Here is an 18,141-nt window from a genome sequence, read left to right as displayed (position 1 = left end):
CTAGTACAACATCCCGTAAATAGCTTGAATAAATAATCGCCTCGGATATCATGGCGGGATGAGTCGAGGCCGCCATGCAACGCCAGTGAAGTTGGCGAAGAAAGAAAGACAGGAACTGTTATCGCTGATCGAGCGCAAGACGGCGCCGCAGCGAGATGTGATGCGCGCGCGAATCGCGTTGTGGGCCCACGAGGGCCACGCCAATACAGCCATTGCGCGGGAACTGGATGTCTCGGTGCAAACGGTCTGCCTGTGGCGCAAGCGTATTGCCCAGCAAGGTGCCCAAGGCATTCGCGAGGGCGAGCGCAGCGGCCGTCCGCCGCGCATCACGCACGAGGCGCGACTACAGTTGATCGCGCTGGCGTGTGAGACGCAAGAGCCTGAGGGGCGGGTCACGCCCACGCTCGATGAGATTGTGGCGCGCGCGGTGGAGCGTGGCGTTGTCGAGCAGATCAGCCGCAGCCAGGTGCAGCGCATTTTGCAGGCCGGCGACGTGCGTCCGCACCGGGTCCAGCAATGGCTACATAGCCCAGACCCCGCCTTTCGCGAGAAGGTCAACGGCATTTGCAAGCTGTACCGGAAGGCGCCGCGAAACGCGGTGGTGCTCAGTATCGACGAGAAGACCGGCATTCAGGCCATCGAGCGTAAGCACCCAGGACGCGCACCCGCACCGGGGCGGCTGCGTCGGCGTGAGTTTGAATATATTCGTCACGGCACCCAGGCGTTGATTGCCGCGCTAGACGTGCATACCGGACAGGTGCTGGCAGAATGCCGCGACCGGCGCACCCAGGACGATTTGGTCGCTTTCATGGAGCGCGTGGCAAGCGCGTACCCGGGCAAACAGGTGCACGTCGTCTGGGACAACCTGAACACACATTGCGCCCAGGCCGTCTGGCAGGCGTTTAACGCGCGGCACGATGAGCGGTTTCACTTCCACTTCACGCCGTTGCACGCGAGTTGGGTCAATCAGATCGAACTCTGGTTTGCCCGCTACACGCGCCGGGTACTGCGCCATGCGAGTCACACTAGCATCGCGCACCTGCGCGAGCGCACCGAGCAGTTTATCCGCGCGCACAATCAGGCGGCACGCCCGTTCAAATGGAGCTTCCGGGGCTATCCGCTGCAAACCGGCGCATCGTAATCGAGAATCAACATGCCAGCCTTACCCACCAAACATTACGCTGCCAAATTGCAGCAGCAACTGCGCAGCCTGCTCGGCCACGAGCAGATCATCACACAAGCCTACGGGCGTCACCTGTTGATCAAACGTCTGGACGACGAGGAGCCGACCGTGGTGGCTCGGCTGACCGAACTCGGCCGCAATCGTTATGGCGCCGCCTTTCGCAACCATAGTGGGCGTTGGGAGCCGTTGCCAGGCGCAGGCTCGCTCGACGAGATGGCCCAGGTGGTCGTCACGCTCCTGGAGCCGTACCTACAGCCTGATAATTATTAAATCTATTTACGGGATGTTGTACTAGTAACCCAGAAGGTTCTTCCTCACATGCGCGAGGTGTGCCAATGTCGCTTCGCGTGCTTGCTCGATATCCCTGTCCTTGAGCGCCCTGACGATGGTGCGATGCTCGATCTGGTAGGCCGCCCGCCGCTCGGGCGTGACACTCTTGCGCTTCATCGCACCCCACTCGCCCGTTGCCCTGACGCGATTCATCGATTCGAATACGTCCAGCACGAAGTTGTTGTGCGCGGCGGCGGCAATCTGCCGGTGCAGCGCGCCGTCCCAATACTCGAACAGTTCCAGGCTGGTGGCGGCCTCAGCTTCGTCGCAGCACCGCTCCATCTCGGCGAAGTCCACCGCGGTGGCGTTGCGCACGATTAACTCCACCAGGGCGGGCTCGAAGACCAGGCGCGCCTCCATCAGGTCTGCCGGGCTGACGTTGGTCGTGGTTGCGGCACGCTCGACGCCGATCGTCTCCTGGATATCGTCGGCCACATAGGTTCCGCTACCTACGCTCTGGCGCAAGAGACCCTTCTCCTTCAACTGTGCGATCACGCGACGTACGGTGGAGCGCCCGATCTGGAACGTCTCGCTAAGCCTTCGTTCGGTCGGCAGTTTCTGCCCGGCGATCCACCGTCCGCTCCGGAGGTTCTCCAGAATCTGGTTCTTGAGAGCCAGCGCGCCCTGGATACCGTCTTCCTCGACAAGTTGCGTCATCCCTGTTTCCACCCTGTAACTGGCCAGCATTCTATCGCACTGGACTAAATTGGGCCAATTTGGGTTGGCGGCCGGGGCATTGCAGCGGCCTGAGTTTTATCAAAACTGCATTGACTGCCGGAAAACCTTGGCGTTTAATTGGGTTGTTATGGACTCAAAAACAACCCAATTAGGCCCAATTTATGAAGCTAGCCCGCATCCAGACTGCCACCGGCCCGCGCGTCGTCGCGATCTCCACCGATGGCAAGAGCTACTGCCAGACCTTCAGCGATGGCGTCGCCCATGAGGGCGACATGGAATCGCTGATCGGCAAGTTTGTCGACGGCGCCAGGCTGGCCAGTCCGCCCGCGGATGCCGCCTGGAAAACACTCGATGGAACGAAGCTGCTCGCTCCGCTGAGTCCCCGGCGCAATGTCTTTTGCGTCGGCAAGAATTACCACGAGCACGCCAGGGAGTTCCAGCAGTCAGGCTTCGACTCGTCGTCCAAGGATGGGGAACATGCCCCGCCCTTTCCTGTGATTTTCACCAAGGCACCAACTGCCATCATCGCCGACGGCGAGGCCGTCGATGCCCATCGCCAGATCACCTCGCAGCTGGACTACGAGGCGGAACTTGCCATCGTCATCGGCAAGCGCGGCAAGGCGATCTCGAAGGCGAATGCCTGGCAGCACGTCTTTGGCTACACCATCGTCAACGATGTGACCGCACGTGACCTGCAGCAACAGCACCGCCAGTGGTTCCTCGGCAAGTCCATCGACACCTTCTGCCCGATGGGACCGTGGATCGTCACGGCGGATGCCGTCGATGGCGCCAATCTGAAGATCCAGTGCCGCGTGAACGGCGAACTGCGCCAGGACGCCAATACCGCCGACCTGATCTTCGACATCCCGACGCTGATCCAAACGCTGTCCGCGGCCATGGAACTGCACCCCGGCGATGTGATCGCGACCGGTACGCCGGCGGGCGTCGGCCTGGGCTTCAAGCCGCCCAGGTTCCTGCAAGCAGGCGACGTGATGGAAGTGAGCATCGAGGGCATCGGCACCCTGACCAATCGCGTTGTCTGAGGGCAGCCCCGGCAGCGCAGTGCGCGTCGGGTGACAAAAAACAAAGCCTGGCAGACCTGCGCAATCCAGACGACGCGGGCTGCCCACGCCGGGGACGGCAGGAGACAAGATGAACAACAAATGGCTCTGCATCTCAGGAGCGACGCTGGTCCTGGCCGCGTCAGCGGTTTCGGCTCAGGATTCATGGCCCGCGCGGCCAATCACCATGGTGGTACCCTTCGCGCCCGGCGGCGTGGCGGACGCGGTGGCTCGGCCGGTCGCGGAAGCGCTCTCGCGCGAACTTCACCAACCGGTGGTGGTGGACAACCGGGGCGGCGCCGGCGGCGGCATCGGCATGGGCTACGTCGCCAAGGCAGCCCCGGATGGCTACACGGTCCTGATGGCACTGTCGTCCATCTCCATGATTCCGGAGGCGGACAAGGTCATCGGGCGCAAGCCGCTGTTTCAGCTCGATCAGCTCAAACCCATTGCGCGCTTCACGGCCGATCCCACCGTGCTGGTGGTACGCGCGGACAGCCCATGGCAGACCGCGAAGGACTTCATCACCGACGTGAAGTCGCATCCCGGCCGCTATAGCTACGGCTCGTCCGGCAACTACGGCACCATGCATGTGCCGATGGCCATGCTGGCCGACCAGGCTGGCCTTAGCATGCTCCACGTACCTTACACGGGTGCCGGCCCGGCGGTGGTTGCCCTGATGGGCGGCCAGGTGGATGCCGTCTCGACCGGCCCCTCCTCGGTCCTCCAGTTCATCAAGGGCGGCAAGCTGCGCGCACTGGCCCAGTGGGGCAACAACCGGCTCGCCGCGCTCCCCGATGTACCCAGCCTGATGGAACTGGGCCACAACGTCGAGTTCGCGCAGTGGTCGGGCCTGTTCGTGCCCGCCGGCACCCCCGATCCGGTCATCAAGCGCCTGCGCGACGCCGCGCGTATCGCGGCCGCCGATCCCAAGGTCAATTCGGTCATCCAGAACGCCGGTTCGCCGGTCCTTTATATGGATTCGCCCCAGTTCCAGGCGTATTGGGACAAGGATGCCGGCAAGATCGCCACGGCCGTGCGGAAGATCGGGAAGGTGGAGTAGGCAGTGCGGGGCGCGCTGCGGCGCCCCTGCCCTCTGCGGTGTCCTGGCCCGCTCCAGGGCACGAGCTTTTCCATGCGATGCGTCACTGTGGCAGGTACGGCGCGATGTTCTTGAGCGCGTTGGCAACGTAGGCTTCCTTTTCGCCCACGGGGGCGACGTAGTGAAGCGCCGCCGCAGCGGCCTCTGGCCCTTCGGCGCGGGCGATGATCCAGGCAGCCAGGTATGACGAGGCAAGGCAGCCACCCGCGGTAGCGACGTTACCGTGCGCGTAGAAGGGCTGGTTCAGAACTTCCACGCCGGCTTCTTGCACCCACGGCTTGGTGGTCAGGTCCGTGCACGCCGGCACGCTCCCCAGGAGGCCGAGCCTGGCCAGAATCAACGTGCCGGAGCACTGGGCCGCAATCAGCTGGCGACCAGGATCAAGCGCCAGGCGCCCCATCAGCTCCGAATTGCCGACGACCTCGCGTGTCTGCATCCCGCTGCCGATGACGACGGCATCGGCAAGCGGAGCGTCGTCGAGCAAGGATTGGGCACGAACGGTAACGCCGTTCATGGACGTGACTTCCGGCTTCGGGCAGCAGAGGGTCACGCGCCAGTCACGCTTCTTGATTCCGTTGAGGATGCCCAGAGCGATAAAGGAATCCAGTTCATTAAAGCCGTCGAAGGTAAGGATTGCGATGTGCATGGCGGTCCAAGGTGGCGAGATCGTGGAAGGAGACGCGCCCATCGTAGGCGAGACAAGGAATACAATCAAAAAATTGTCATGGATACATTGCGCGATGGCTGGATCCCGATACAAGCAACTGGTCGATGGACTCGCCGCCGAGATCCGCACGGGACGGCTGCGGCCCGGCACCCGCCTGCCCACGCATCGGCGCCTGGCCGAGCGCCACGGCCTGGCGCTGGTGACGGCGTCGCGCGTGTATGCCGAACTCGAGGCGATGGGGCTCGTTAGCGGCGAGGTCGGGCGCGGCACTTTCGTTCGCGAGATCGCCCTCCCCCCCGGCCGGGCCATCGATCAGCAAGCCGTGGCGGCGGGTCTGGTGGACCTGAACTTCAATTATCCGTCGCTACCCGGGCAGGCGGATCTGCTGCGCAGCGCCTTGCGCCAGCTTGCCGCTGGCGGTGACCTGGAGGCCATGCTGCGCTATGCACCCCATGGTGGCCGGATACACGAACGCGCGTGCGTCGCCCGGCACCTCGCAGCGCGCGGGCTGACGGCCGACGCGTCCACGGTGCTGCTCGTGGACGGCGCACAGCACGGCCTGGCGGTGACTGTCATGGCGCTGCTTCAGCCGGGCGACGTGGTCGCGGTCGATGCATTGACCTATCCGGGATTCAAGGTTCTCGCCGAGGCACAACGGCTGGAGCTGGCGCCCGTGCCGGCAGCCGGACAGGGGCCGGACCTGGACGCGCTGGAGCACCTGTGCTCGCGCCGCCGGGTCCGGGCCGTCTACACAATGCCAACCTTGCACAACCCACTGGGCTGGGTGACGAGCGAGAGTCGGCGCCGCCGCCTGGCCGCGATCGCGCGGCGGCACGGCTTGCTCATCATCGAGGACGGTGCCTACGCCTTTCTGGCCGACGACCCGCCGCCACCGCTGGCTGCGCTCGCGCCGGAGACGACGGTCTATGTCTCCGGCTTTTCCAAGAGCGTGGCGACCGGGCTGCGCGTGGGGTTCGTCGTCGCACCGCACGCATGGGTGCCGAAACTTGAACGGGCGATCCGAGCCACGACCTGGAGCACACCCGGTGTGACGACGGCGATCGCCTGCGCCTGGCTGGACGACGGTACGGTCGCGCGCCTTGAAGCAGAGAAACGGCGCGACGCCGTGCAGCGACAGGCGGTGGTCGGCGACGCCCTCGCCGGGATGGCGTGCGTGCGCCACCCTGCGTCTTACTTCGCCTGGCTTCCTTTGCCGGAAGAGATCCGCGCCGACCGGGTCGCGGCGGCGCTGATGCGCGACGGGGTCTCCGTGTCGACGGCCGAGCCCTTTGCCACGTCGCAGCATGTGCCGCACGCCCTCCGCCTGGCGGTCGGCTCGGTCGGGCTGGACAGTCTGCGGAGTGGTTTGCAGACCGTCCGGCGGGTGATCGGCGAGCAGTTTTACTGAAAACCTGGATGGCGGCCGGCATGCCTGCGTCTTTCCCCGAAACCGGTGGCGGGTTGCAGCGGCCGCTCGTCAATTGACGTGAGGCCTTCGGCACCTATACTCAAACCGGGTGATGGGCGGTTGGAGGCAAGCGCCTGGGGCATTGCGCTTCCGATTGTCGCCCTTCCGTCTTAAATCGACCGCACCGAAGACCGGCCGCCTGTTTCCCGCCGCGCGTCATGGAGTCCATCGCCTATCCCTATCAAATGCCACAGGAGCGGGGAACACTGAAATGTTTCCTGCTGGCTCTGTTCATGCACGTGCTGCTGGGCACACTGCTCTACTACGCGGTCCACTGGCAAAGCCGGACCCCGGCCGGCGTGGAAGCCGAGTTGTGGGACGCGGAACCCGACGTCTCGACCCAGCCCGTGATCCAGCCGAAGCGGGAGCCACCCCAGCCGGTGGTGAAGCCGGAGGAAAACGCCGACATCGCCTTGCAGGCGCGCAAGCGCCGCCAGGCAGCCGCGGCGGCCGAAGCAGCCAGGCAGGCTGAGCAGCGCGACCACAAGGCGCGCGAGGCCGAGCGCCAGGCGGCCGCAAAGCAGCAGCGGCTGAGCGAACTGGCACGCCTGCAGGCAATGGCCAACAGCGCCCCCGCCCCCGCTACTGACGGTGTGGGCGGCCGCGCCGGCAACGGCGCCGGCAGGGGTGGCACCGCCTCGCCAGGCTATGCGGACCGGGTGCGGCGCCGCATCTTGCCGAACATCATCTACACCGAAGAGGTGGCCGGCAACCCGACCGCGGTGGTCGCGGTGCATCTGGCCGCAGACGGCTCGCTGCTGTCGGTACGCCTCGCCAAGTCCAGCGGGAATGTCGGCTGGGACAACGCGGTGCTGCGCGCGGTGGAGCGATCCGATCCCCTGCCTCGCGACGAAAACGGCGTGGCGCCTCCCGACATCAACATCTACTTCCAGCCGAAGGAATAGGCAGCGCAAGCCAAGGTCAGCCTTCGGTCGAGTTGGCGGCCGCTTCCTGTCCTTGCGCATGACACTGCAGCATCTCCATGCCGCAAGGCGCGCCTCTACGCACGGTTTTGCGAATTGAACGCATCAAAGGTATTGCGTACGCATTCCACAATCCGGCCTGCCAGGAAGTTGAGCGGGAAATGGTCGGACGTGACTGCGAAGCTGCGGAACATCACCTCGCCCGAGAATGGAACCTCGCACGCGTCGGCGAGACCCAGCGCACGGCTCACGATCGGACTTACGATCGACACGCCGAGTCCCTTGCTGACCATTTTGCAGATGGTTGTGGCGTAGGGCGTTTCGATGGCGAGCACCCTGGATCCCGTCGGGAAATGCCGGTCGATCTCGCGCCGGTTCGCGCTTTCCGTCGGCAGCGAAATAAAGTGCTCCCCTTCGAAATCGGCGGGATCCAGAACGGCTCTTGTCGCCAGCCGATGTGAACCGGGAACGATGCATATTCCTTGCGCAGCATTGATTTCTTCATAGTGCAGACTGGGTAATTCGGTAGGGACAGAGCAGAATCCAATATCGCAAAACCCCGTCGCGGTCCATTTTGCCACCACGTCCGATCGCCCCATATTGAGCAGAACCGGGATATCGGGAAAATCCCGCCGGAAAACAGCAATGGCGTCCGGCAGCACGCTTTCAGCAATGGAGCCCACGGCGCCGACGCGGAGCAATCCGGTACCCCTGCGCCGTATGGAATTCGCGCTTTCGTCAAGAGACTCCAGGCCAATAAAGGCACGCTCGACGTCCGCATAAAATGCCTCCGCCTCGGCGGTGGGAATGAGCTTGGTGCCGATGCGCTGGAACAGTTCAAAGCCCACCTTGCGCTCCAACAATGCAATCCAGCGACTGATATTGGGTTGCGACGTATGCAAGAGCCCCGCCGCCGTGGTCATGGAACGCGACATCATCACGGCACGAAACGCTTCGATCTGCTTGAAGTTCATTGTCCGGGCTCCAGAAAGGACCGGATTGTGACACGCGCCGTGCTGCGCCGCGCCGGGGTGCCAGCCCCGCAACCCATATCGGAATTGTATAGGAAGCTACGAAACGCTGATTTGACGTATAGGTCCCTGGAAACCAAACTCGATACAGGTTTATTTCAAGAGAGTGTGAAAATGGAATCCAAAGTCAGCCGCCGCCTCAAACAACCTCCCGCGAAGGAGGTTATCCAGTACATTTTCCAGCCCCGCACCACGCGAGAATTCTTCACCAAGAATTTCGATGTACTTACACAGATCAACCTCGCTCACCTGGCCATGCTGGACCAGCAGGACATTCTCGACAAAACCACGACGGCAGCACTTGCCAATGCATTATTGAAAATGCAGCAGGATGGTCCCGAGGCCGTTGAGCTCGATGCGGCGAGAGAAGACGCCTATTTCAATTACGAAGCGCACCTGATCCGGCTTGTCGGCCAGAATCTCGGTGGCCGCCTGCATACGGCACGGAGCCGCAACGATATTGGCGCGACCAATGACAGGATTCGCGCGCGCGGCTTTGTGATCCGGATTTGCGCTGCGCTTATAGAGCTRTGCGATGCCGCGCTGAACCAGGCGGCCCGGTACGCCAGCCATGTCATGCCAGGCTATACCCACATGCAGGCCGCCCAGCCGATCACGTATGGCTATTACTTCTCGGCGCTGGTCGAGGCATGGTCCCGGGACATCGACCGGTTGTTGCATGTGCTGGAAACCCTAGACGGCTGCCCGATGGGGGCGTGTGCACTCGCCGGTACGTCGTTCCCGATCGATCGCACCCTGACCAGCACCTTGCTTGGCTTCAGCCGGCCGCTCGGCAACGCGCTGGACAGCGTAGCGTCACGAGACTTTGCCCTGGAGCTGAGCGCAACGCTCTCGATCATGATGATTACGTGCAGCCGGATGGTGCAGGATTTCTATATCTGGTCGACGCCCGAATTCGGCTTCCTGGTGTTTCCGGATAGCATCGCGGGGACGTCAAGCATCATGCCGCAAAAGAAGAATCCGGTCGTGCTCGAGTACCTGCGCGGCAAGACCGCGCATCTGATCGGGCTCACCTCGGCCGCGCTGACGACGGTGAAGTCCTCGCACTTCACGCATTCCGGCGACAGCAGCCGCGAAAGCACGCGAACCTGCTGGGAGAGCTGCGAAGAAGCGCAGAAATGTCTTGAACTGATGAAGCTGCTTGTGCAGGACGTGCAGCCCGATCGTGAGCGCATGGCGTCGCGTGCGGCGGCCGATTTCTCCACGGTGACCGATCTCGCCGACCTGCTTGTCAGGAAGGCCGATCTTTCGTTCCGCGATGCCCATCACATCATCGGCGCCGTGGTGCGGCGCGCACTCGACGATGGCCTGCCGGCCACCGCGATCACGCCAGCGATGATCGATGCCGCGGCAGAACAGCAGGTCGGACGACCGGCAGCGCTTTCGGCGGAGGACGTTGCAAAATGCCTGGAYCCGATCTGCAATGTCAATGGACGCCAGTCGTACGGTGCGCCCGCGCCACAAGGCGTGCTCGAGCGGCTCGATGCACAGCGACTCGCGCTCGGCATGCGCGCCGACACCCTGGAGGCCACCGACAAACGGATTCGCGAGGCATCCGCATTGCTGGAGCAGCGTACCCGGGCGCTTGTCACGCCTGACCACGCGCCGCTGGCCCGGGCGCAGGCGATCTGACGTTCGAGAGGAGACAACCATGTTCAAGTTCACCGCAGTGCTGGTTGCTGCCATGGGGTGCTGCTCTGTCGCCGGCGCGCAGGGGTATCCCGACAAGCCGATCGACCTCGTCGTGCCCTTCGCTCCTGGCGGGACCGTGAACCTCACCGCGCGGCTGCTGGCGACCCGCATGTCCCAGGTGCTGGGGCAACCGGCCATCGTCGATAACAAGCCAGGCGCTGGCGGCGCCATCGGCGCGGCGTTCGTCGCCAAGGCGCGCGCCGACGGGTACACGCTTCTGTATGCAACGATGGGCAATCAGGTCATCCAGCCGCTGCTATCGAAGAACCTGACGTTTTCCCCGTCGAAGGACCTTGCGCCGATCGCGCTCTTCGCTACGGTACCAAACGTGCTGGCCGTCTCGGCGAACACGCCAGCGAAGAGCATGGCCGAGCTAATCCAGTATGCGAAGGCCAATCCTGGAAAACTCAATATGGGGTCGGCAGGCCAAGGGTCCGTCAACCACATGATCGGTGAGCTTTTCATGCTGCGCACGGGCGTCAGGTTCACGCACGTGCCATACAAGGGTGCCGGGCCGGCAACGGCCGATCTCCTTGGGGGCCAGATTCAGATTCTCTTTGCGAATCTTCCRGGCCTGCARCCGTATGYGAAGKCSGGSAARATCCGGCTGCTCGGCGTGGCCAGCCGGCAAAGAAATGCGGCAATCCCCGATGTGCCGACCTTCGGTGAACTTGGCATCAAGGACGCGGAAACGGAGTCGTGGTCAGCGCTGATGGCGCCCGCCGGAACCAGCGCGGAGGTCATCAGGAAGCTGCAAGACACCGTCAGGTCCGTCGCCACCGAACCGGCAATGGTCAGCCAGCTCACAGCCCAGGGGGCGCGGCCGTTCTATGGCACCGGCGAAGACCTGAACAAGGTGATCGCCGAGGACAACAAGCGTTGGACCGAGGTGATCAAGCGCGCCAACATTCAACTGGACTGACGGTACCGAGTTATTGCCAGAGAGTACCCCCCGGGCATCTCGACGATCCGGACGCCGTTGGAATCTGCGGCTCAGACAAAGGCGGCGTGCAGCCCGGTCAAAGACCGGGCTTCGTCGATCGCACCGGGGAAGCAGCCCAGACAACCCATTTCGCGGCACTGGCCGATCCCACGAGTTACTCCACTCTCCAGACAGAAATACCAGATGACAGACCGTGACGTTCTCGTACCGCCGACACTGCAACCAATCATCGAGCGCGCTGGCTACGCGCCCGCGCTCAAGGTCGGCTCTACCGTTTACTGCGCCGGACAGGTCGGGCGTACTGCAGACCTTGAAGTGATTGCCGATCCTGAAGCGCAATTCCTCGCTTGCTGGGAAAACCTGCGCGTACTGCTGGAAGCGGCCGGTTGTACTTTCGAGGACGTTGTCGATATGACGACGTACCATGTGCAGATGCGTCAGCACATGCCGCTCTTCCGCGAGGTGAAGAATCAGGTGTTTCCACGCGGGACGTGCGCATGGACCGCCATCGGTGTCTCAGAGCTTGCGCATCCCGGCCTGCTTGTCGAAATCAAGTGCGTGGCAGTGAAGCGAGATGCGGCAGCGGCAGGACTGTCCGCCAACTGTTGAAGACTTGCGTGGCAAGAGCCGAGCGGCCTCAGCAGGCGCGCGTCGCTTGCCGGCCGGTCCTGGCCAGCCGGCAGCGCACCCGCGGATGGCCGGATCGACCCGCGGATTCAACCGGTCAACGCAACGGATTCGTGGAATCGTTCGGCTGGTGTATCGAAGTCTGGTGTCCTTCGGGGGCGCTCATTGAGCCCCCCTCCCCGTGCCGCTTCTAAGCGGCAATCGATAATACGGACTTCCCGATCTGCTGCCGTTGCTCGATCATCGCATGTGCCTGCTCCACATCGGCAAAGCCATAGCGCTTCGCGATGGGCATATGGAGCTGCTTCGAGGCGAGCGCCGCGAAGATGTCATCCGCGCGTCGCTGTACCGTCTCGGGATCGGACATATGGTCTGCCAATCGAGGCCGGGTCAGGAACAAAGAGCCGCTTTCCCCCAGTTCCATGGGGTCCAGATCGTCCACCGATCCGGAAACGTTGCCGTAGTTGATCACCAGCCCGCGCTTGCGCGTGGCGCGGAAGCTGTCGCGCAGTGTCGCTTTCCCGACCGAGTCGAATACCACATCAACACCATGGCCCCGCGTGGCTTCGCGTATTGCGTCGGCGAATCGGCCGTGGTCGTAGAGCATGGCGTGATCGGCGCCGAGGCGACGCGCCACGGCACACTTTTCCGGCGAGCTGCCCGTCGCAAAGACAGTAACGCCGGCGGCCTTGCCCATCTGTACGAGCAACTGTCCGATGTTGCCCGAGGCGGCGTGCACCAGGCAGGCCTGCCCGGCATGCAGCCTGGCCACCTCGTTGAGCAGATAGTGGGCGGTGCTGCCCTGGAAGAGACTGGCCGCCGCCTGATCGTAGGCGATGTCGTCGGGCAACCGGACCGCGAGCCCCGCCGGCACCCGAGCGTACTCGGCATAGCTGCCCCATGCGATGCACCAAGCCACCCGGTCGCCGGGCGCGAAGCGGCTTACTTCGCTACCTACATGGACCACCTCGCCGGCTCCTTCCATACCCAAGGTGCATGGGAGCCGCACTGGGTAGGTCGTCGACATCGCATATTTGCCCTGGCGCGTATGCACGTCCATGAAGTTGATGCCGRCGTAGGCGACTTTCACAACGATGTCGCCGGGGCCGGGCTCCGGTGCCGGTATTTCCCGGCGTTGCAGGACTTCGGGGCCGCCATAGCTCTCGATCATGATGGCTTTCATTTTGTTCTCGGAAGTTGGTTGTATGTATAGAAAAGCGATGTCCAGGTAAGTCAGCTCGGTTCGATGCCGCTGGAGCGGATCAGTTGTTGCCAGCGGCTTCTCTCGGCCTTGACGTAGGCTGCAAATGCCTCTGGTGTCCCCCCGCCTGGCTCATTGCCCTGGGATAACAGGAGGGGTCGAATCTCGCGGTCCTCGAGCGCTTGATTGACGGTCTTGTTGAGAATCTGGACCATGGACGTCGGCAAGCCGGCGGGGCCAACCAGCCCCTGCCAGTTCTCCACCTGAAATCCGGGGACGCCTGCCTCATTCAAGGCTGGGACGTCCGGCAGCAATGGCGAACGCCCCTTGCTGGTAATCGCTAGAGAGCGCACCTTGCCCATACGCGTTGCCGGCAGCGCCGAGTACATCGGCTCGAACAGGAAATCAAGGCGGCCGCCCAACAGGTCGACCATCGCGCCGGCGCCGCCCTTATAGGGGATATGTACCAGGTTGGTGCCAGTCATGGATTTCAGCAATTCGCCGGAAAGATGATGCGCGCCGCCCGCTCCGCTGGAACCATAAGACAGGCCGGTGGCGCTGGCCTTGGCGGACCGTATCAAGTCGGCCACCGTTCTGTACGGCGAATCCGGCCTCACCAGCAACAGCAGCGGGCCGCGCTCAATCAGCGCGATCATTGTCAGGTCCCTGGCCGGATCGAACGAGAGGTTGGCAAACAGCGAAGGATTGACACTCAACGGGCCAAGGTTGCCGATGCCAAGCACGTAGCCATCGGGCCTCGCCCGTGCCACGTATTGCGTACCGATGTTTCCCGCGCCGCCGGGCCGGTTTTCCACCACGACCGGTTGCGCCAGGGCAGTGCTCATGAAGCGGCCCACCTGGCGTGCCCGCAAATCCGCGCTTCCGCCGGCGCTGTAGGCGACGACAAGGGAAATCGGCTTCACGGGATAGCGCTCGCCGGCGCGCGCCACCGCTAGTGGGGCGGCGCCGAGCAAGGTCAAGGCAATGCGGTTGAAGTCTCTGCGATTCATAGGTTTTCCTGCTGGTTCGTAGGTGACTCCATAAGCGCAATGACCATGCCACATGCCGGAGCGAAACCAGGCGTAGCGTAAGCGATTGATTATTAACGGAAAATTTAGTCTCCGGGTCACCAGGACAACAAAAGAACAGATTCACATTGGAACGCTATCGTTTCACTTTGAAACGAACGAATGAAACGCTAAACTGGCACCACCAGTTACGCCACCCGACGCTCCTCATGGAAGAACCCCCAAAGCCACGCCGCCCCGTGATCATTGGCGTAAGCGCCTACCAACTCGCGGAGCACATCCGCGACGTGGGTGCGGCGCTTCACGCGCGCGCGCAAGTGAGCGTGGTCGACGCCCATTTTGAAGAGGCGCTCGCCGAGATTCAGCGTCGGCAGGAAGCGGCGCCGTGCGACGTCGTGGTCTCAGCCGGAGCAAATGCGGAATTCCTGCGCAGCCACTTGTCGATTCCGGTGGTCTCCGTACGCGTCGGCGGCCATGATGTGATGGCCGCCATCGTCCGGGCCAGGGCAATCTCCGAACGCATCGCCGTGGTGCTCCACCGCGATGCCGGTGATGACATGGCGAAGTTTGCGGAAGTGTTTGCATTGCCAATTGCATTTCGGTCGTACGAGTCCGCCCCGGACGTCCGCAACGTGATCGACGAGCTGCGGCGCCTGGACACGCGCGTGGTCGTGGGCGCGGGCGTAGTGATGCAGGCGGCAGCCGCGGCGGGCATGGCGGGGGTGTTCCTCTATTCGGTCGACTCGGTGCGGCTTGCACTGGAAGACGCGATCGCCCTGGCGAACGCGAAGGCAGTCGAGCGCTCGCGGTATTCGCTGCTGAACAGCGTCCTTTACCACCTTGGCGATGGCGTTGTCGCGCTGGATGCTGCCGGCCGGCTGATCGCGGCCAATCCCGCAGCGGAGAAATTACTTGGCAGTCCCCTCATCCCATCTACCGGGAAAACGCTCTCGCTACCATTCCCTGCCTTGCGCCCAGGACGCGCCCTGTCAGATGGCGAGCATGACAGCGGCGCCGTCGAGGAGATCGACGGACGCACGGTAATCGTTGACCGGGCGCCGCTGTACGAAGGGAATGCGCGCGTTGGGGCGGTACTGACCCTGCGCCAGCCGACACGCGTCGAGAAGGCCTTTAACCGGCTTCGAACGCATCGGTACACGCACTCGCAAACAGCCAGGTACAAACTTGAGGACATCGTAGGCGCCTCGCCAGCCATGGCCGCCACCATCACCCGTTGCCGAGTTGCGGCCGAGCGCAGCGATGCTACGGTCCTCATCACAGGGCCAACCGGCGTCGGCAAGGAACTGCTTGCCCAAGGCCTGCATAACGCCAGCCGCCGACGGCGGCACCCGTTCCTGGCGGTCAATTGCGGCGCATTGCCTGAGACGCTGCTGGAGACGGAACTCTTTGGCTACGAGGAAGGCGCCTTCACCGGCGCGCGGCGAAACGGCAAAGCAGGCCTGTTCGAAGCCGCCAACGAGGGAACGGTCTTCCTCGACGAGGTGGCGGAGATGCCATCGCTATTGCAAACGCGGCTGCTGCGCGTCTTGCAGGAGCGGGAAGTGACGCGAGTCGGCGGTACCGACACGATGCAGGTCAATGTCCGGATCGTTGCCGCCACGCATCGGGACCTGTGGGAGCGCGTGCGCGAAGGCGCCTTTCGGAAAGATCTCTTCTATCGCCTTAGCGTGCTGCGCGTCCAGGTGCCACCACTGTGCGAGCGCCCCGAGGACCGCGACTCCCTCACTACGGCGCTGGTAAGTGCCGCGATGCGGCGGGTGCAACTTGCAGACTTGCTTGACGCTGTCCTGCCTGCCGCCCTGGTCGTCGCCAGACAACACGCCTGGCCAGGTAATGTCCGCGAGCTTGAGAACTTCGCCGAGCGTGTTGCCATGGCTTGTCTCGAAGCCGGCGCGGCAGTCCCGGGAAGCCAACTGGCCGCGCTTCTCGACCGTGATGCGTACCACTACGATTCACTGGTCGCCATGCCGGAGCCCCCCGACACCACGCTCTCTGGCATGACCATCGCCAATGTGAAGGAGGTTCTCAATGCGTGTGGAGGAAACCGTACCCTGGCCGCAAAACGCCTGGGTATTGGTCGCTCCACGCTATGGCGCCTCCTCAAGAATTAGCGATTGCTCAGGAGTTTGCCTTGCATAAGGTGGCCACGCGGTCTTAAGTGTGTTGCGTCGTGGCCCCCGATCACCCGGCCAGATCGGGGGGCTCCGGGACAAATCAGTCAGAAGGCCCGATCACTCAGGCTTGACACCCGCTTCGGCAATGACTTTTTCCCAGCGGAGTTTTTCTGATTCGATGAACCGTGCGCCGTCCGCGCGCGACATCGGCATCGGATAGGTGCCGAGGTCTTTCAGTCGGTCGATGAAAGGCTGCTGGGTCAGGCTCTGGTTCACGGCAGCATTGATCCGATCGAGCACAGGCAGCGGCGTGCCCTTCGGCGCGAATACCGTGAACCAGCCCTTGGCGACCAGTCCCGGCGCCACGTCCTTGGCCAGGGGAATGCCGTCGAGGCCGGGCAGGCTTGCATCCGATGTCACCGCAAGCGCCTTGAGCCGTCCCCCGCGCACGAGCGGCACCAGTGGCGCGATGCCATCGACATAGACCGGGATGTCGCCTTTCACAACGGCCTGGATGGCCTGCGTGGTGCCGCTGAAGCTGACCTGCCGGAACTTCGTCTTCTGCAGCTGCCCCATCATCTCGGCCGTCAGGTGCGGCACCGAGCCGCGCGTGGGGCTGCCGATCACCACATCGTCCGGACGGGCCTTGCCCTCCTTGAGCACATCGGACAGCGTCTTGTAGTGCGTGCCCGGGCCGGCCACGAACATCATCGGCGTATAGGCCAGCGTTGCCGCCACTTCGGTATCGCGCCGGATATCGAATTTCGCTTCCTTGTACATCACGGGCGTGGTCACGGCGGCCGCCGCATGAAAGAGCACCAGCGTGTAACCGTCGGCGGGCGCCTGCTTGAGCGCGCTCATGGCAACGATGCCGTTGCCGCCCGGCTTGTTCTCCACGATCACCTGCTGCTTCCATGACGCGGCCAGGCGCTCGGCCATTTGCCGCGCGATGATGTCCGGCGCGCTGCCCGCAATGGAAGGGACGAGAATGCGGACCATCTTGTCCGGATACGCATTCGCGCCGACAGGCAGCGCAATGATGGAACCGGCAAGCATGGCCAGTGTAATAAAGGGGCGCTTCATGATGTCTCCAACGTCTGGCGTACCGGCAACCCCACCGGCGCCGGCACTTATTTGATACACAGTCAAATCAGGATTGTAGTTTTATTGACTGCATATCAAATAAGGAGAAACCACTACGAGCGCGCGTGGGTCGAAGTGACGAGAATGGCCCCGCCTATGCGGCGCGCGCGCTCTTCTTTTTCGCGGGTTTTGCGTCGCGCGGCCAGGCTTCGATGCCGTCGAGCGTAATGCGCAGGCCCTCTTCAAAGGCCGTGTCCGAGGAGAGATGGGAGAACGCCTTGCTGACAAAGCGCGCCCCTGGATATTGCTCGGCCGATACCGATTCGAGCTTGTTCTGGATAAATGCCTGGTGGTAGGCCGGCAATTGCCGCGAGGCTTCGGCCATGCTGGCCGAGACAAGGTATTGCGCCAGGAAATGATACCCAAGCGCGACCTGCTCCGCCGTGAAGCCGCCCTGCATGATGGCCGATGTCATGCGATTGAAGAATTCCAGGCCGTAGTCGGTCTCGCCCGGTTGCACGTCCTGGAACAGGCGATACCGGTTATGCGACGCCACATAGTTGCTGACGCCGGGATTCTCCACTGCCACCTGGAAGCTGAGCCGCGCGATGTGCTCGACGTCCGCCCGCCAGTCGCCGGTCAAGGGCGCCACGCGCTGGATCCGCTGGCGGTAGTAATCGTTCAGTACGCCGGAAACCAGGTGGTCCCGCCCGCCCAGGTAGTAGTGGATCAGCCCGGGCGCCACGCCGAAATCCTTCGCGAGCTGGACCATGGAAATCTGGTCCAGAGGCATCGTCTTGGTCAATTTGATCGCGTGCTGCAGGATCGTCACGCGGCTGAGCATCGGCTCGGTACCGATCGGCGACTCCGTCTTGGGCGGACGCCCGCGACGGCGAGGTGCCGGACTGGATGGTTGCGGTGCGGCAGCCTTGACTGCTGGCGATTTACGTGCGGCAGGCATGATCGAG

17 protein-coding genes are annotated in these 18,141 nt (G+C 63.3%); 10 read left to right on the top strand and 7 right to left on the bottom strand.

Annotation, left to right across the window (positions count from 1 at the left end; genetic code table 11):
* The first annotated feature begins 58 nt into the window (after positions 1 to 58).
* Positions 59 to 1,141, top strand: a complete 1,083-nt coding sequence (locus AC1DO7_RS09930) for an IS630 family transposase (protein WP_441624508.1) — start codon at positions 59 to 61, stop codon at positions 1,139 to 1,141.
* Positions 1,142 to 1,153: 12 nt separating this feature from the next.
* A complete protein-coding gene (locus AC1DO7_RS09925; RefSeq protein WP_441624506.1) occupies positions 1,154 to 1,453 on the top strand; it encodes a hypothetical protein in 300 nt (99 codons plus the stop codon).
* A 21-nt stretch (positions 1,454 to 1,474) separates the two neighbouring features.
* Here AC1DO7_RS09925 and AC1DO7_RS09920 read toward each other — a convergent pair whose 3' ends face one another.
* The gene (locus AC1DO7_RS09920) at positions 1,475 to 2,170 is read right to left on the bottom strand and encodes a FadR/GntR family transcriptional regulator (protein WP_441621077.1); all 696 of its coding nucleotides are present in this window, start codon (positions 2,168 to 2,170) and stop codon (positions 1,475 to 1,477) included.
* 182 nt (positions 2,171 to 2,352) lie between these two features.
* On the opposite strand from AC1DO7_RS09920, the gene AC1DO7_RS09915 reads away from it, so the two are divergent.
* A complete protein-coding gene (locus tag AC1DO7_RS09915; RefSeq protein ID WP_441621075.1) occupies positions 2,353 to 3,234 on the top strand; it encodes a fumarylacetoacetate hydrolase family protein in 882 nt (293 codons plus the stop codon).
* A gap of 109 nt (positions 3,235 to 3,343) precedes the next feature.
* The gene (locus AC1DO7_RS09910; protein WP_441621074.1) at positions 3,344 to 4,315 is read left to right on the top strand and encodes a tripartite tricarboxylate transporter substrate binding protein; all 972 of its coding nucleotides are present in this window, start codon (positions 3,344 to 3,346) and stop codon (positions 4,313 to 4,315) included.
* Positions 4,316 to 4,397: 82 nt separating this feature from the next.
* Here AC1DO7_RS09910 and AC1DO7_RS09905 read toward each other — a convergent pair whose 3' ends face one another.
* Entirely contained in the window at positions 4,398 to 5,000 is a 603-nt protein-coding gene (locus tag AC1DO7_RS09905) for a DJ-1/PfpI family protein (protein ID WP_441621072.1), read from the bottom strand.
* Between the two features lie 94 nt (positions 5,001 to 5,094).
* Here AC1DO7_RS09905 and AC1DO7_RS09900 point away from each other — a divergent pair, with 94 nt between their 5' ends.
* Both AC1DO7_RS09900 and tolA read left to right on the top strand, forming a co-directional pair.
* Complete coding sequence (locus AC1DO7_RS09900) at positions 5,095 to 6,429, top strand: aminotransferase-like domain-containing protein (protein WP_441621093.1); 1,335 nt, start codon at positions 5,095 to 5,097, stop codon at positions 6,427 to 6,429.
* Positions 6,430 to 6,647: 218 nt separating this feature from the next.
* On the top strand, positions 6,648 to 7,394 hold the full coding sequence (gene tolA / locus AC1DO7_RS09895; protein ID WP_441621070.1) for a cell envelope integrity protein TolA: 747 nt from the start codon (positions 6,648 to 6,650) through the stop codon (positions 7,392 to 7,394).
* 95 nt (positions 7,395 to 7,489) lie between these two features.
* On the opposite strand, the gene AC1DO7_RS09890 is transcribed toward tolA, so the two are convergent.
* The gene (locus tag AC1DO7_RS09890) at positions 7,490 to 8,386 is read right to left on the bottom strand and encodes a LysR substrate-binding domain-containing protein (RefSeq protein ID WP_441621068.1); all 897 of its coding nucleotides are present in this window, start codon (positions 8,384 to 8,386) and stop codon (positions 7,490 to 7,492) included.
* 171 nt (positions 8,387 to 8,557) lie between these two features.
* On the opposite strand from AC1DO7_RS09890, the gene argH reads away from it, so the two are divergent.
* The 3 genes from argH to AC1DO7_RS09875 all read left to right on the top strand — a co-directional run bounded on the left by argH (position 8,558) and on the right by AC1DO7_RS09875 (position 11,708).
* The gene (gene argH, locus AC1DO7_RS09885; protein WP_441621066.1) at positions 8,558 to 10,096 is read left to right on the top strand and encodes an argininosuccinate lyase; all 1,539 of its coding nucleotides are present in this window, start codon (positions 8,558 to 8,560) and stop codon (positions 10,094 to 10,096) included.
* Positions 10,097 to 10,115: 19 nt separating this feature from the next.
* On the top strand, positions 10,116 to 11,078 hold the full coding sequence (locus AC1DO7_RS09880; protein ID WP_477116052.1) for a Bug family tripartite tricarboxylate transporter substrate binding protein: 963 nt from the start codon (positions 10,116 to 10,118) through the stop codon (positions 11,076 to 11,078).
* Positions 11,079 to 11,282: 204 nt separating this feature from the next.
* The gene (locus tag AC1DO7_RS09875) at positions 11,283 to 11,708 is read left to right on the top strand and encodes a RidA family protein (RefSeq protein WP_441621063.1); all 426 of its coding nucleotides are present in this window, start codon (positions 11,283 to 11,285) and stop codon (positions 11,706 to 11,708) included.
* Positions 11,709 to 11,916: 208 nt separating this feature from the next.
* On the opposite strand, the gene AC1DO7_RS09870 is transcribed toward AC1DO7_RS09875, so the two are convergent.
* Both AC1DO7_RS09870 and AC1DO7_RS09865 read right to left on the bottom strand, forming a co-directional pair.
* Positions 11,917 to 12,909 carry a quinone oxidoreductase family protein gene (locus AC1DO7_RS09870; RefSeq protein ID WP_477116051.1) on the bottom strand — a complete coding sequence of 331 codons (993 nt, stop codon included), beginning with the start codon at positions 12,907 to 12,909 and terminating at the stop codon, positions 11,917 to 11,919.
* A 50-nt stretch (positions 12,910 to 12,959) separates the two neighbouring features.
* Entirely contained in the window at positions 12,960 to 13,937 is a 978-nt protein-coding gene (locus AC1DO7_RS09865) for a Bug family tripartite tricarboxylate transporter substrate binding protein (RefSeq protein ID WP_441621059.1), read from the bottom strand.
* A 146-nt stretch (positions 13,938 to 14,083) separates the two neighbouring features.
* On the opposite strand from AC1DO7_RS09865, the gene prpR reads away from it, so the two are divergent.
* A complete protein-coding gene (gene prpR / locus AC1DO7_RS09860; RefSeq protein ID WP_441649942.1) occupies positions 14,084 to 16,087 on the top strand; it encodes a propionate catabolism operon regulatory protein PrpR in 2,004 nt (667 codons plus the stop codon).
* Between the two features lie 120 nt (positions 16,088 to 16,207).
* Here the strand turns inward: prpR and AC1DO7_RS09855 are convergent, their stop codons facing one another.
* Positions 16,208 to 17,173 (bottom strand): Bug family tripartite tricarboxylate transporter substrate binding protein, encoded by a 966-nt coding sequence (locus tag AC1DO7_RS09855; RefSeq protein WP_441621055.1) that lies wholly within the window; start codon positions 17,171 to 17,173, stop codon positions 16,208 to 16,210.
* Between the two features lie 154 nt (positions 17,174 to 17,327).
* Complete coding sequence (locus AC1DO7_RS09850; protein WP_441643484.1) at positions 17,328 to 17,945, bottom strand: TetR/AcrR family transcriptional regulator; 618 nt, start codon at positions 17,943 to 17,945, stop codon at positions 17,328 to 17,330.
* Between the last annotated feature and the right edge of the window lie 196 nt (positions 17,946 to 18,141).

This window comes from Cupriavidus sp. 05N40, from assembly GCF_056397305.1.
Note: the sequence above shows the minus strand (reverse complement) of the source record. Positions and strands in the feature narration are given on the sequence as shown.